Origin of the sequence: Cyanobium sp. ATX 6E8, assembly GCF_024346335.1 — a bacterium.
Taxonomy (GTDB): domain Bacteria; phylum Cyanobacteriota; class Cyanobacteriia; order PCC-6307; family Cyanobiaceae; genus Cyanobium_A.
In genome coordinates, this window is the sequence record NZ_JAGQCT010000001.1 from 64,556 (window position 1) to 77,832 (window position 13,277).

13 protein-coding genes are annotated in these 13,277 nt (G+C 68.6%); 8 read left to right on the plus strand and 5 right to left on the minus strand.

The features are described from left to right. Positions 1-22: 22 nt before the first annotated feature. The 5 genes from KBY70_RS00405 to rimI all read right to left on the minus strand — a co-directional run bounded on the left by KBY70_RS00405 (position 23) and on the right by rimI (position 5,919). A complete protein-coding gene (locus KBY70_RS00405) occupies positions 23-661 on the minus strand; it encodes a DUF2993 domain-containing protein (protein WP_254986966.1) in 639 nt (212 codons plus the stop codon). After that, the gene (locus KBY70_RS00410; protein ID WP_254986967.1) at positions 658-1,560 is read right to left on the minus strand and encodes an alpha/beta fold hydrolase; all 903 of its coding nucleotides are present in this window, start codon (positions 1,558-1,560) and stop codon (positions 658-660) included. The genes KBY70_RS00405 and KBY70_RS00410 overlap by 4 nt, the downstream gene beginning before the upstream one ends. Beyond that, complete coding sequence (locus KBY70_RS00415; protein ID WP_254986968.1) at positions 1,557-2,663, minus strand: iron-containing alcohol dehydrogenase family protein; 1,107 nt, start codon at positions 2,661-2,663, stop codon at positions 1,557-1,559. The genes KBY70_RS00410 and KBY70_RS00415 overlap by 4 nt, the downstream gene beginning before the upstream one ends. 62 nt (positions 2,664-2,725) lie before the next feature. Beyond that, positions 2,726-5,284, minus strand: coding sequence for an ATP-dependent Clp protease ATP-binding subunit (locus KBY70_RS00420; protein WP_254986969.1), 2,559 nt, complete (start codon positions 5,282-5,284; stop codon positions 2,726-2,728). Positions 5,285-5,448: 164 nt separating this feature from the next. Then, complete coding sequence (gene rimI / locus KBY70_RS00425) at positions 5,449-5,919, minus strand: ribosomal protein S18-alanine N-acetyltransferase (RefSeq protein WP_254986970.1); 471 nt, start codon at positions 5,917-5,919, stop codon at positions 5,449-5,451. A gap of 51 nt (positions 5,920-5,970) precedes the next feature. On the opposite strand from rimI, the gene lysA reads away from it, so the two are divergent. The 8 genes from lysA (at position 5,971) to KBY70_RS00465 (ending at position 13,276) form a co-directional block, all read left to right on the plus strand. Beyond that, positions 5,971-7,359 carry a diaminopimelate decarboxylase gene (lysA, locus tag KBY70_RS00430; RefSeq protein WP_254986971.1) on the plus strand — a complete coding sequence of 463 codons (1,389 nt, stop codon included), beginning with the start codon at positions 5,971-5,973 and terminating at the stop codon, positions 7,357-7,359. Between the two features lie 20 nt (positions 7,360-7,379). Further along, a complete protein-coding gene (cdaA, locus tag KBY70_RS00435) occupies positions 7,380-8,210 on the plus strand; it encodes a diadenylate cyclase CdaA (protein WP_198953818.1) in 831 nt (276 codons plus the stop codon). Next, positions 8,207-8,983 (plus strand): isoprenyl transferase, encoded by a 777-nt coding sequence (locus tag KBY70_RS00440; protein WP_254986972.1) that lies wholly within the window; start codon positions 8,207-8,209, stop codon positions 8,981-8,983. The genes cdaA and KBY70_RS00440 overlap by 4 nt, the downstream gene beginning before the upstream one ends. 120 nt (positions 8,984-9,103) lie before the next feature. After that, on the plus strand, positions 9,104-9,988 hold the full coding sequence (gene bioB / locus KBY70_RS00445) for a biotin synthase BioB (protein ID WP_409996003.1): 885 nt from the start codon (positions 9,104-9,106) through the stop codon (positions 9,986-9,988). Further along, complete coding sequence (locus tag KBY70_RS00450; protein ID WP_254986974.1) at positions 9,985-10,950, plus strand: rhodanese-related sulfurtransferase; 966 nt, start codon at positions 9,985-9,987, stop codon at positions 10,948-10,950. Before bioB ends, KBY70_RS00450 begins: the two co-directional genes overlap by 4 nt. Further along, on the plus strand, positions 10,943-11,971 hold the full coding sequence (locus KBY70_RS00455) for a DUF952 domain-containing protein (RefSeq protein ID WP_254987188.1): 1,029 nt from the start codon (positions 10,943-10,945) through the stop codon (positions 11,969-11,971). Before KBY70_RS00450 ends, KBY70_RS00455 begins: the two co-directional genes overlap by 8 nt. Continuing rightward, on the plus strand, positions 11,968-12,513 hold the full coding sequence (locus KBY70_RS00460; protein ID WP_254986975.1) for a hypothetical protein: 546 nt from the start codon (positions 11,968-11,970) through the stop codon (positions 12,511-12,513). The genes KBY70_RS00455 and KBY70_RS00460 overlap by 4 nt, the downstream gene beginning before the upstream one ends. Then, complete coding sequence (locus KBY70_RS00465) at positions 12,503-13,276, plus strand: J domain-containing protein (RefSeq protein WP_143592833.1); 774 nt, start codon at positions 12,503-12,505, stop codon at positions 13,274-13,276. Before KBY70_RS00460 ends, KBY70_RS00465 begins: the two co-directional genes overlap by 11 nt. Position 13,277: the final 1 nt, after the last annotated feature.

Genomic DNA, 13,277 nt, shown 5'->3' on the forward strand with positions numbered 1-13,277 from the left:
GAGCCCCTTCAGCCCGCCGCGCTCACACGCTCACCCTGGCGATGCCCAGCAGCTGCAGCATGCCCCCTTCCAGGCGGGCGTCCTCGATGGTGATGCCGGGATCCATGGGCAGCCGGCTGCTGACGTTGCCCGCCCGGGAGCGGATCTCCACGCTGCCCTCCACCGCAGCCACGCTGGTTTCCAGCTCAACCAGGTCGCGGGCTCCCAGGCCTCGGGCGGTGAACACCAGGCTGTCGCGGTGCATGCGCAGCTCCACCAGCGGGGCGATGCCGAGCAGCTCTTCGCTGAGGTTGTCCCCCAGGCTCCGCCAGATCGGATCGCTGAGGGAGCGGGTCAGGCCGTCGGGGGTGAAGCTCACCTGCCCCTGGATCTGGAAGGCATGCTCAAGCTGCAGCGGGTGGCCCTTGAGCAGGTTGCCGATGTGCACCTGGATCGGGCCACTGCGCAGCTCCACCAGCTCGAGGTGCAGGTCGCGATACACGACCCGGCGCGCCAGCAGTTGCACCCCCGTCAGCCGGCCCCGCAGCAGCTGCAGGGCCGATCCCTCCAGCTGGATGTCGAGGCTGCCAATCGCTTGGCACTGCTGACGGATCCAGAGCTGCAGGCCGGTGGCTAGCAGCTGCATCACCGGTCCGTTGCCGCGGGCGTCGGGGCTGCTCATGGGTGGCGGGGGCTGGCTAGCCAGGTGGCGGCCACAGTGGCGGGTTGGTCGAGGTGCGGCAGGTGGCCGCAGGCGTCCAGTTCGCGCACCCGCTCCCCGAGCAGAGCCAGGGCGGCGCGTTTCTGGGGCGCCCGCAGGATGCGGTCGTCGGCGCCCCACAGCACCGAGATGGGCTGGTGGGGCAGCGGGGCGCCGCTGCCGGCAAACCCGCCCGAGCGGGCAAAGCGCTGCAGGGCTACGGCCCAGCCGGGGCTTTGAAGATGCAGGGAGGCGATCTCCAGCTCTGCAGCGCCCACGGAGGCTTCTGGATCAGCGAAGGCGGTGCGACAAAGGCCCCGGCGCACGCCCGGTAGGGCCAAGAAGCGCACCCCCAGCCCATCGAGCAGGGGCGGCAGGGGCATCGGTCGGCCGGTGAGGCCGGCGGGCGCCAGCAACAGCAGGCGCTCCACCTGATCCGGTAGGCGCCGGGCCAGCTCCACCGCCACCGAGCCCCCCATCGAGGCGCCGATCAATCCGAGGGGGGCCGGATTGCGTTGGCCAATGGCCTGCACCAGGGCCTCCAGGTGGCGCAGCACGCCTTTGGGGCTGTAGTCGCCGCCGGCGGGCCGGGGGCTGAAGCCGAAGCCGAACAGGTCCGGGATGAACAGCTGGGCGCCGCCAGCCAGCAGCGGGGCGAGCCGCCGGAATTCGAGAAAGGAGCTGTCGAAGCCGTGCAGCAGCAGCACCGGTGGGCCTTCTCCCAGCACCGCCACGGGCCAGGGCTCTGTGCCGTCCCCGGCATCGAGATCGGGCAGCTGCCACCACTGAACCTGGGCCGCCAACTCCCGGCCCTGGGGATCCAGCAGGCTGCGGGCGGCCTCGCTCACCAGGTCTTGGCCAGACTCACGGACGGAATTCACGCGGGCTGGCGCTCGCTGCTGCAGGTGCTCACCAGGGCGGCCAGCAGATCGTTGGGACCCACGGCGAAGGGCAGGTGGTGCAGGTCGGAGCCGTCGCGGCAGGCGAAGGTACAGGCGTGCTGGAGCTCATGCAGGCCGGCCTTGCCTAGGCCCAGGTCTTCGAGGGTCACCGGCAAACCTAGTTGGCGAAACAGCGGCAACAGCTGGCGGCGCGCCTGGCCGGCGAGCTGGCTGCCGCCGAGCACCTCTTCGAGCCGTAGCTGCACCAGGACGCCAAAGCCCACCTTCTCGCCATGCAGGTGGCCGTGGCTGGCCTCCAGCTGGGTGAGGCCGTTGTGCACGGCATGGGCCGCCACCGTGCGGCAGCGGGCTCCGCCGATGCCGCCGATCAGCCCGGCGCTGAGGCCGCAGGCCTCCACCACCCGTTCCCAGGCGGCACTGTGGGGATCCCGCAGGGCTTCCTCCGCTTCGAGCAGCAGCTGATCGCGCAGCACCCGGGCCATCTGCACGGCCTGCTGCACCAGGCCATCGCCGCTGGCGCCACTGCTCACGGAGGCCTCGTACCACTTGGCCATGGCGTCGGCGATGCCGCTGGCCAGGGTGCGGGCCGGGGCCTGGCGCACCAGGGTGTGGTCAAAGATCAGCAGGTCGGGGCAACGGGCAAGCGCCACATCCCCCTGGAAGGCCCCTCGGGGTGTGTACACGTTGGCCAGGGCCGTCCAGCCGGCGCAGGTGGCAGCACTGGTGGGCACCGTGATGCAGGGCAGAGCGTGCCGGTGGGCCAACAGCTTGCCGGCATCGAGCACCTTGCCGCCGCCGATGGCGATCACGGCATCACAACCCTGTTCGTGGCAAACGGCGCCGATCCGGCTGAGGTCCTCCTCGCAGCAGTCGTGCTGAAGCTCGGCGCTTTGGGGTTCCAGCCCTGTTTCCAACAGCTCTGTGAGGAGCTGCTGCCGCAAAGTGGCGGTGGCAGCACTGCGACCCAGTACCAGGGGCCGGCGGCAGAGGCCTTGGATGCGCACGAGCCCCTCGGCCCAGGCCCCCGGGCCCCGCAGTACCTCGGCTGGGGCGATCGCGTGTTGACTCAGGGGGGTACTCATCCCGGTGTGGCTGTCATCCCCAACCGATGGTAGGGGCCGGTGTCCGGCCCCCGATCCTTGCTTCAGACGCCGGCAGCGGCCAGCTCAGGTTCAGCAGGCAGGGCGGCCTGCTTGCGGATTACCACCTGTTTGTCGTCGTTGACATCAACCAACGCGGCATCTCCGTCGCTGATCCGGCCGCTGAGGAACTCCTCGGCTAGGGAGTCTTCCAGCAGGCGCATCACGGCACGGCGCAGTGGACGAGCGCCGTAGGAGGGGTTGTAGCCCTCTTCCACCAGTCGCTCCTTGAAGGCCTCGGTGACCGACAGGGCAATGCCCTTGTCGAGCATGCGGCCAAACACCTCCTTGAGCATGATCTCCGCGATCTCCTTGACCTCGTCGCGGGTGAGCTGACGGAAAACAATGATTTCGTCAAGACGGTTGAGGAATTCTGGGCGGAAGTACTGCTTCAACTCCTCATTCACCAACGAGCGGATGCGGTTGTAATTGGTTTCATCCGCATCGCCGCCGCCGAACTCGAAGCCGAGGCCGCCGCCGCCTTTCTCGATCACCTTCGAACCGATGTTCGAGGTCATGATGATCAAGGTGTTCTTGAAGTCGACCGTACGGCCCTTGGAGTCGGTCAGGCGACCGTCTTCGAGCAGCTGTAGCAGCAGGTTGAACACGTCGGGATGGGCTTTCTCGATTTCGTCGAACAGCACCACAGTGTAGGGACGGCGCCGCACCGCTTCGGTGAGCTGGCCTCCCTCGTTGAAGCCCACGTAGCCCGGAGGCGAACCGATCAGCTTGCTGACCGTGTGGCGCTCCATGAACTCCGACATGTCGAGGCGGATCATGGCCTCTTCGCTGCCGAAGAAGTAGGCCGCCAGCGACTTGGTGAGCTCGGTTTTGCCCACGCCGGTGGGGCCGGAGAAGATGAAGCTGGCGATCGGCCGGTTGGGGTTCTTGAGGCCCACGCGGGCGCGACGGATGGCGCGGGACACGGCCTTCACCGCTTCGTCCTGACCGATCAGGCGCTGGTGGAGGGTTTCCTCCATGTTGAGCAGCTTGGCCGACTCGCTTTCGGTGAGCTTCTGAACCGGCACGCCGGTCCAGGAGGCCACGATGTGGGCGATGTCCTCTTCGGTCACCATCGGCGTGCGTTCGGCGTCGGCAGGCGCATCGGCGATGGTGACGCTGACCGCCCCGCCGGCTTCGGTGTCGCCAGCCTTGGCCTCGGCCGCGGGCTCCTCGTCCTTGCGGAATTGCAGGATCGAGCGGATCTGCTCGCGCAGTTCCACTTCCTTGTCGCGCAGTTCGCCGGCCTTGGTGAAGTCCTGCTCGCGCACGGCCACCTCCTTGTCCTTTTGCACGGCCCGCAGCTGCTTGTCGACTTCCTTGGCCGCCGGCGGCAGCTTGGAGTTCATCAGCCTCACCCGGCTGCCGGCTTCGTCGACCAGGTCAATCGCCTTGTCGGGCAAAAAGCGGTCGGAGATGTAGCGGTCGCCCAGGGTGGCGGCGGCGATCAGGGCCTCGTCGGCAATCTTGAGGCGGTGGTGGGATTCATAGCGCTCCTTGAGGCCGCGCAGGATCTCGATTGTGTCGATGACAGAGGGTTCACCCACCATCACCGGTTGGAAACGGCGCTCCAGGGCAGCATCCCGCTCAATGTGCTTGCGGTATTCGTCCAGCGTGGTGGCGCCGATGCACTGGAGCTCACCGCGGGCCAGGGCCGGTTTGAGGATGTTGGCAGCGTCAATGGCGCCTTCAGCGGCACCGGCGCCAATCAGGGTGTGCACCTCGTCGATCACGAGGATCACGTTTCCGGCGCTGCGGATCTCCTCCATGATTTTCTTGAGGCGCTCCTCAAATTCACCCCGATACTTCGTACCGGCCACCAGCAAGCCGATGTCGAGGGTGAGAACGCGCTTTTCCTCGAGGATGTCCGGAATGTCGCCGGAGTTGATCCGTTGGGCCAGGCCCTCGGCGATGGCCGTCTTGCCGACGCCAGGTTCGCCGATCAGTACGGGGTTGTTTTTGGTGCGGCGACCCAGGATCTGAATCACTCGCTCGATCTCGTTTTGTCGGCCGACCACCGGATCGAGCTTGCTGTCGGCGGCTTGCTGGGTGAGGTTGCTGCCGAATTCATCCAGGGTGGGGGTTTTGGTTGAACCCTTACCACTGCCACCGCCAGCGGCTACCTCAGCGGTCTCGCCCAGCATGCGAATCACCTGGGTGCGCACCTTGGCCAGGTCGACGCCGAGGTTTTCCAGCACCCGGGCCGCCACGCCCTCGCCTTCACGGATCAAGCCGAGCAGCAGATGCTCCGTGCCGATGTAGTTGTGCCCGAGCTGGCGGGCTTCCTCCAGGGACAGCTCCAAAACGCGCTTGGCCCGGGGCGTGAAGGGGATCTCCACCGCCACGAAACCGGAGCCCCGGCCGATGATCTTCTCCACCTCAACGCGGGCATCCTTGAGGTTGACGCCCATCGACTTGAGCACCTTGGCGGCCACGCCCGTGCCCTCGCCGATCAAGCCCAGCAAGATCTGTTCGGTGCCCACAAAGTTGTGACCCAGGCGACGAGCCTCTTCCTGGGCCAGCATGATCACCTTGATGGCCTTCTCGGTAAACCGCTCGAACATGGGGCAGTGCCTTGTGCAAGTGAAACCAAGCTACCAGGGTTGAAGGGTGAGGTGTGGTTTACGCCCTATCAAAGGCAGATCCACTGCAGCAGCAGGGGCTCGGCCAGTTTTCGGCAACATCTCAATCCAAGCAATTGCTGGTTTTCAGCAATAAGAAAAGCCGGTTATCCACACCCGGGCTGCGCATCATTGATCGGGACTAAGCGCAGCCATTGGATCAGAGCGTCGTCTCCGTTGCGGTAGTAACCGCGACGCAGGCCCGCATCCTGGAAGCCCAGGCCGCGGTAGAGGGCGACGGCGGCGGCGTTGCCGGGTGCTACTTCCAATGTGGCGTGCGCGGCCCCCTGCTGCTGAGCATGGTCCAGCAGGGCCTGCAGCACCTGGCGGCCCAGCCCCTGGCGCCGCCGCTCGGGCGCCACCGCCACCAGGGTGATGTGCAGCTCATCCACCACCAGCCAGCCACTGGCCATGGCCACCAGGGTGTTCCCGTGCCACAGCCCCACCCCGGGGCGCCGCGGTTCGGCCAGCTCGCTCTGCCATTGGCTGCGGCTCCAGAGGCCCTGCAGGCTGGCCTGATCGAGGGCGAGGCAGTGCTCCAGGTGTGAGGGGGTGAGAGTGCTGTGGCGCAGCGGCATGGGGGCGTTCCGTACATTCATGTTCTCTTCTCCCCCAGTGCGGCTCCAGCCATGGTGATCTCCCGTGAGCCCGTCGCGTTGGCCCAACCCTTTGAAGCGGATCGGGATGCGCTCAGTCCCAACCGCAACCTCACGCCGCTCACCACAGCCCTCGACAGCGACGGTCGGCTGACGGTGGCGGGGTGTGCCCTGAGCGACCTGGCCCGCACCTACGGCACACCGCTTTATGTGCTGGATGAGGCCACCCTGCGGGGCACCTGCAGCGCCTACCGCGAGGCCCTGGCCAAGCACTACCCCGGCGAAGCCCTGGCCCTCTATGCATCGAAGGCCAACAGCTCCCTGGCGATTACCGCCTTGGTGGCTGCCGAGGGCCTGGGCCTCGATGCGGTGTCGGCTGGTGAACTGCTCACGGCTCTCCAGGGCGGCATGCCTGCGGAGCGGATCGTGTTGCACGGCAACAACAAAAGCCGCGAAGAGCTGGCCCTGGCGGCCGAGCGGGGCGTCACCGTGGTGGCCGACAACTGGCGCGATCTGGAGTTGCTGGCGGAGCTGGCGCCTGGATTGGCGGAGCCCGTGCGGCTGATGCTGCGCTTCACGCCGGGCATCGAGTGCCACACCCATGAGTACATCCGCACCGGCCACCTCGACAGCAAGTTTGGCTTCGATCCCGACCAACTGGAGGGGGTGTTGCAGCACCTGACGGGCTGCCCTTGGGCCCGCCTCACGGGCCTGCATGCCCACATTGGCTCCCAGATCTTCGAGCTGCAGCCCCACCGCGACCTGGCCGGTGTGATGGCTGATGCCCTGGCCCTGGCCCGTTCGATGGGCCACCCGGTGGTGGATCTCAATGTGGGCGGCGGACTGGGCATCCGCTATGTCGCCAGCGACGATCCGCCGAGCATTGATGGTTGGGTGAGCACCGTGGCCGGTGCGGTGGTGGCGGCTTGCCAGGAGCGGGGGCTGGCGTTGCCCCGGCTGCTGTGTGAGCCCGGCCGCTCCCTGGTGGCCACCGCCGGCGTCACCGTCTACGCGATCGGCAGTCGCAAGGACATCCCCGGCCTGCGCACCTACCTGTCGGTGGATGGCGGCATGAGCGACAACCCCCGGCCGATCACCTATCAATCGCAGTACACGGCGGTGCTGGCCGATCGCCCCACCGCCGAGGCCAGCGAAACCGTCACCGTGGCGGGCAAGCACTGCGAATCCGGCGATGTGTTGCTCAAGGACGTCTCCCTGCCGCCGGCCACCAGCGGCGATGTGTTGGCGGTGTTTGCCACCGGTGCCTACAACGCCTCGATGAGCTCCAACTACAACCGCATCCCACGGCCCGCCGCGGTGCTGGTGCACGACGGGGTGGCCGACCTGGTGCAGCGCCGGGAGCAGCCGGAGGACTTACTGCGCTACGACGTGCTGCCGGCTCGCCTGCGCTCGGTAGGCTGAGTTGATCGAGTGGGTGGGTTGTGACCGGGCCGCAACTGGGTGAGTTGCTTCGGCTGATCGATCCGCGCCTGGTCCTGGATTTGCTGTTTGCAACCGGCCTGGGCGTGTTGGTGCTCGGCCGGGTGACCGAAGCGCGCACCCTGTGGTTGCTGCGCGGCTACCTGCTGCTGGTAGCCCTGGCCTGGGTGGTGCAGCGCTACGCCAACCTGCCGCTCACCAGCAAGCTGGTGGACGCCTTGGTGCTGGCCTGCAGCCTGGCCCTGGCGATCCTGTGGCAGGGGGAGCTGCGCCGGCTGATGGAGCTGCTCGGCACCGGCCGCCTCGGCGTGTTGTTCGGCAGCCGGACCCGCGACCAGCTGGGATCCGGCTCGGTGGCCGTGCTCAGTGAGGCTGCCGGGCGCCTCTCCCAGTCCCGTCGCGGGGCGCTGATCGTGGTGGATCTGGGCAGCGACCTGCGGCCCGAGGACTTCCTCAATCCCGGCATCGGCCTCGACGCCAAGCTCACGGTGGACCTGCTGCTCAACCTGTTTGCGGCCGACACCCCCCTGCACGACGGGGCTGTGCTGGTGAAGGCCAACCGGATTGTCGCCGCCGGTGTGATCCTGCCCCTCTCGCGCCAGGGCATCAACCGCTACGGCACCAGACATCTGGCGGCCCTGGGCCTCACCGAACGCTTCGACCAGTGCCTGGCGATCGTGGTGTCGGAGGAAACCGGCACCCTGTCGCTGGCGAGTCAGGGGCGGCTGGAGCGCCCGATCACCAGCAGCCGTTTGCACGATCTGCTCAGCCAGGCCCTGGCCTTGCCCACAGGGCGTAGCGTGGCAAAGGACACGCCGGATTCACGCGGATGAGTCGCGCCCTGGCGACCACCACTGCGACTGCCCCCCAGGCCATGCCGCCCGGCCTCGATCCGGCGCGGCTGCCCGGCCATGTGGCCGTGATCATGGACGGCAATGGCCGCTGGGCCAAGCAGCGCAACCTGCCGCGGGTGATGGGCCATCGCGAGGGGGTCGAGGCGCTCAGGTGCACCCTGCGGCTGTGCAGCGACTGGGGCATCGGGGCCCTCACCGCCTACGCCTTCTCCACTGAAAACTGGAGCCGTCCTGGCGAGGAGGTCAGCTTCTTGATGACCCTGTTTGAGCAGGTGCTGGCCCGCGAGCTGCACGCCCTAGAGCAGGGGCAGGTGCGGATCCGCTTTCTGGGGGATCTCGAGCCGCTGCCCGAAGGCCTGAAACGGCTGATTGCCGATGCCACCGAACGCACCGCGGCCAACACCGGCATCCACTTCAACGTGTGCACCAACTACGGCGGCCGGGCCGAGTTGGTGCGGGCCGCCCAGCGGCTGGCCGAGCGCTGCGCGGCCGGTGCGCTCGATCCCCGCGCCATTGATGAGCAAAGCTTTGCCAGTGAGCTCCACACCGCCGGCGAGCCCGATCCCGACCTGCTGATCCGCACCAGCGGTGAGCACCGCATTAGCAACTTCCTGCTCTGGCAGCTGGCCTACGCCGAAATCCACATCACCGATGTGCTCTGGCCCGATTTCGATGAGGCGGCCCTGAGGGGTGCCCTGCTCGACTACCAGGGCCGCCAGCGCCGTTTCGGCGGGGTCGAGCCCCTGGCCTGACCGGTTCTGGCTCCACGTCTGTCTCCACGCTTCCCTGCCCCACTGTCTCCGTTGCTGCCTGTGATCACGCGTCACGATTGGTCCCGTTCTGAAATCCAGGCGCTGCTGGAGCTGCCCCTGATGGAGTTGCTCTGGCAGGCCCAGCGGGTGCACCGTGCCGCCAACCCCGGCTACCACGTGCAACTGGCCTCCCTGCTCAGCGTCAAGACCGGCGGCTGCGAAGAAGACTGCGCCTACTGCCCCCAGTCGCTGCACAACAGCAGCGACGTGACGGGCCGGCCGGAGCTCGAGGTGGAACCTGTGCTGGCGCGGGCGCGGGCGGCCAAGCAGGCCGGGGCCCATCGCTTCTGCATGGGCTGGGCCTGGCGCGAGATCCGCGACGGGGCGCCGTTTGAGGCGATGCTGGCGATGGTGCGGGGTGTGCGGGAGCTGGGGCTGGAGGCCTGCGTGACCGCGGGGATGCTCAGCGATGCCCAGGCCGAGCGCCTGGCCGAGGCGGGGCTCACCGCCTACAACCACAACCTCGACACCAGCCCCGAGCACTACGACCGGATCATCACCACCCGCACCTACCAGGAGCGGCTCGAAACCCTGCAGCGGGTGCGCAGCGCCGGGATTTCGATGTGCTGCGGCGGCATCATCGGCATGGGCGAAAGCCCCAGCGATCGCGCCGGGCTGCTGGAGGTGCTGGCCAACCTCGATCCCCATCCTGAAAGCGTGCCGATCAATGCCCTGGTGGCGGTGGAGGGCACGCCCTTGGAAGCGCTGCCGCCGGTGGACCCGCTGGAGCTGGTGCGGATGGTGGCTGTCGCCCGCATCCTGATGCCCATCGCGCGGGTGCGGCTCAGCGCTGGCCGCGAGCAGCTCAACCGGGAGGCCCAGATCCTGTGCCTGCTGGCCGGGGCCGATTCGATCTTTTATGGCGACACCTTGCTCACCACGGGCAATCCGGCGGTCGAGGCCGACCGGGAGCTGCTGGCAGCTGCGGGTGTGCAGATGAGATGAGCGTGCTGGTGGCGGCGTTTTACCGCTTTGCTGCCCTGGCGGCGTTGCCGGCCCTGCGCCGCGAGCTGCTGCAGCTGGGCGACGCCGCTGGCGTGTGCGGCACGATCCTGCTGGCTGGCGAGGGGGTGAACGGCACCATCTCGGGCCCCGATGCCGGCGTGCAGGCGGTGCTGCAGCGGCTGCAGCAGGTGGCGGGGCTGGAGCAGCTGCAGGCCAAGTTCAGCCGGGCCGGGGAGCAGGCGTTTCACCGCCTCAAGGTGCGGCTCAAACGCGAGATCGTTTCCCTTGGCCAGCCCGAGGTGCAGCCCTATCTGGCCTCGGCGGTGGGCACCCACGTGCCGCCCGAGCAGTGGGATGGCCTGATCGCCGACCCCGACACCCTGGTGATCGACACCCGCAACGCCTACGAGGTGGCGATCGGCACCTTTGCTGGGGCGATCGATCCGGGCACCGAGAGCTTTCGCGAGTTTCCCCAGTGGGTGGAGCGCGAGCTCAGGCCGCTGGTGGCGGAGCGCCAGCCCAAGGCGATCGCGATGTTCTGCACCGGCGGCATCCGCTGCGAGAAGGCCACGGCCTACCTGCAGCAGCAGGGTTTTGCCGGGGTGCATCATCTGCAGGGCGGCATCCTGCGCTACCTCGAGGAGATCCCCGAGCAGGGCAGCAGCTGGCGCGGTGAGTGCTTCGTGTTTGATCAGCGGGTGGCCGTGAACCACCGGCTCGAGCCCGGTGAGCACAGCCTCTGCCACGCCTGCGGTCTGCCGCTCTCACCGGCCGACCGCCAGCTCCCCAGCTATGTGGTGGGCGTGAGCTGTCGCCACTGCCGCGATCGCTTCAGCGATGCCGATCGGGCGCGCTTCGCGGAGCGCCAACGCCAGATGGAGCGGGCCCGAGGACGGGGTGAGCGCCATCTCGGTGAACGCCAACTCCGTGAAGGCCAACTCGGTGAGCGCAGCGGTGGCTGACGCGCGGCCGGTTCTCTACAGCTTCCGCCGCTGCCCCTATGCCATCAGGGCGCGGCTTGCCCTGGCGGCGGCGGGGTTTCGGCCGGGGGAGACGTTGGAGCTGCGGGAGGTGAGCCTCAAGGCCAAGCCGCCTGAGCTGTTGGCGGCCTCGGCCAAGGGCACGGTGCCGGTGCTGGTGGGGGCGGCTGCTGGGCCCGAGGAGGAGCCGGTGCTGGAGGAAAGCCTGGCGATCATGGGCTGGGCCCTGGCGCGCTGCGATCCCCACGGCTGGCTGGCGGGTTGGAGCGGGGCGCAGGTGGCGGAGATGGAGGGTCTGATCACCGAAAATGACGGCCCCTTCAAGCACCACCTCGACCGCTTCAAATATCCCGATCGCTATCTGAGCGAGCCGTGGGAGGTGCATCGTCTCGCCGGGCTCGCGATTCTGCGCCGCTGGAACGACCGCCTGGAGGCGGGGGGCTGGCTGCTGGGCGAGCGGCCATCCCTGGCCGACTGGGCTCTACTGCCCTTCGTGCGCCAGTTCCGCCTGGCTGATCCGGCGGGCTTCGATGCGGCGCCGCAGCTGGTGGCCCTCCAGACCTGGCTGGGCCGATGTCTCGGCGGCCCGGAGCTGGCGGCAGCGCTCGCACCCCCCTGGGCGGCGCGGATGCCGTGGCGGTCTCCGCACTGGCTGTATCACCTGGCCTTGCGGCAGGAGTGGCAGGCGGCTCGGGCCGAGGGGATCTACCGCCGTTCCAGCCGCGGCCTGGCGCTCGAGGAGGTGGGTTTCATCCACCTCAGCGCTGCCGATCAGGTGCCAGCCACCGCCGCCCATTTCTATGGCGATTTGCCTGCCGGTGAGGTGCTGCTGCTCAGCATCGATCCCCAGCACCTGGCGTCCGCAGGCCTGGCCGTGCGTCACGAACCGGCGGCGCCTCCTGATGGTTCCCCTGGCGGCACCCGTGGCGCGGAGTTGTTCCCGCACCTGTATGGCCCCCTGCCCCTGGAGGCGGTGCGCCTGGCGGAGCCTTGGCGGCCATGACCAACGCAGCGCCAGTGCCGACCCTCGCCGATCTGGAGGCCGAGGCCAGCCGTCAGGGCCTGCTGCTGCGCCTGCAGGTGCGCCGGCCGGCTGGGGTGGCCTGGACCCTGCGGGTGGGGGTGGCGCGACGCCCGCAGCCGGAGGAGGTTTGCGGCGGGCTGCTGTTGCTCGGCGAGCTCAAGGGTTGGGCCCTGGCCACGGCCGATGGCCTGCGGCTCGACACCATGCGGGTGCAGGGTGAGCAGACCGCTGCGGTGGCTCCGTTGATCTGCGCTGCCACCTTCGCCTGGGCCTTGGAGGCCACCCCCTGCCGCCGCGCCACGATCCTGGCGATCCGAGACAGTGAGAAGCAACATCGCCGCTTGGTGCGCTACTTCCGCCAGCTGGGCTTCACGCCCCTGCGCGAGCTCGGTGCCGGCCCGGCCGATCTGGCCCCGCGGCTGCTCTGGGGCGGCGCCGGCCTGCTGATGCGGGCCGATGCCAGCAAAGTTCTGAGGCGCAGTGCGCGGCGGTTGGGCCTCGGGGGGCTGGATGGGCTTTGATCCCCGTCGCTGGCGTCCAGCTCCCGGCAGCCCTGCCGTCACCAGCAACGTGGACGCCCTCCTGGCTGAGAACGATGCCCTGCGTCGGGAGGTACGGGCGCTGAGGCGCCGACTGGAGCAACTGCAGCTGGAGCAACGGCAACACCCCAAGGAGGAGGACACGCGGGTTGCCTTCGGCCTGAGTCCCGATCTGGTGGAGCGCTGGAGCCAGGCCATGGCCCGCCATCCCCGCTGGCAGGCTCTGCGGATCGGACCACCGGCCGGCTTGCGCGGCGTGATCGAGGAGCTGCGCTGTCGCTGGTGGAATCCGGAGCTCAGCCTGGAGCAGGAGCTCGATCGCCGCTCCCCCGGCCTGGGCACTGAGCTGGCTGAGGCGCTTCGGGGGCCCCACAGTCGGGCCCGTTGGGCTGTGCGGGCGGCCTTTGCCCTCTATGGCCAACGGGCGCCGGAGTGGTTGAGCGAGGCGCCCTTGCAGGTGGTGGAGGAGCTCCTGCGCCGCGAGGAGCGCCTCGGCCAGCGCAGCCGTGGCACCCGCACCGAGAACCACTCCCACACCAACCATCAATCCCACGCCAAACGCGAGGCGGCGTCTGCGGATCCCCGCGCTGACTCCCTGCGGCTGCTGGGATTGGACCCCGGTGCCAGTCAGCTGATGATCAAGCGCGCCTATCGCCGCCTGGCCAAGGCCCACCACCCCGATCTGGGCGGTGACGCCAAGGCGTTTCACCAGCTGGAGGCGGCCTACCGGCTGCTGATGGGCTGAG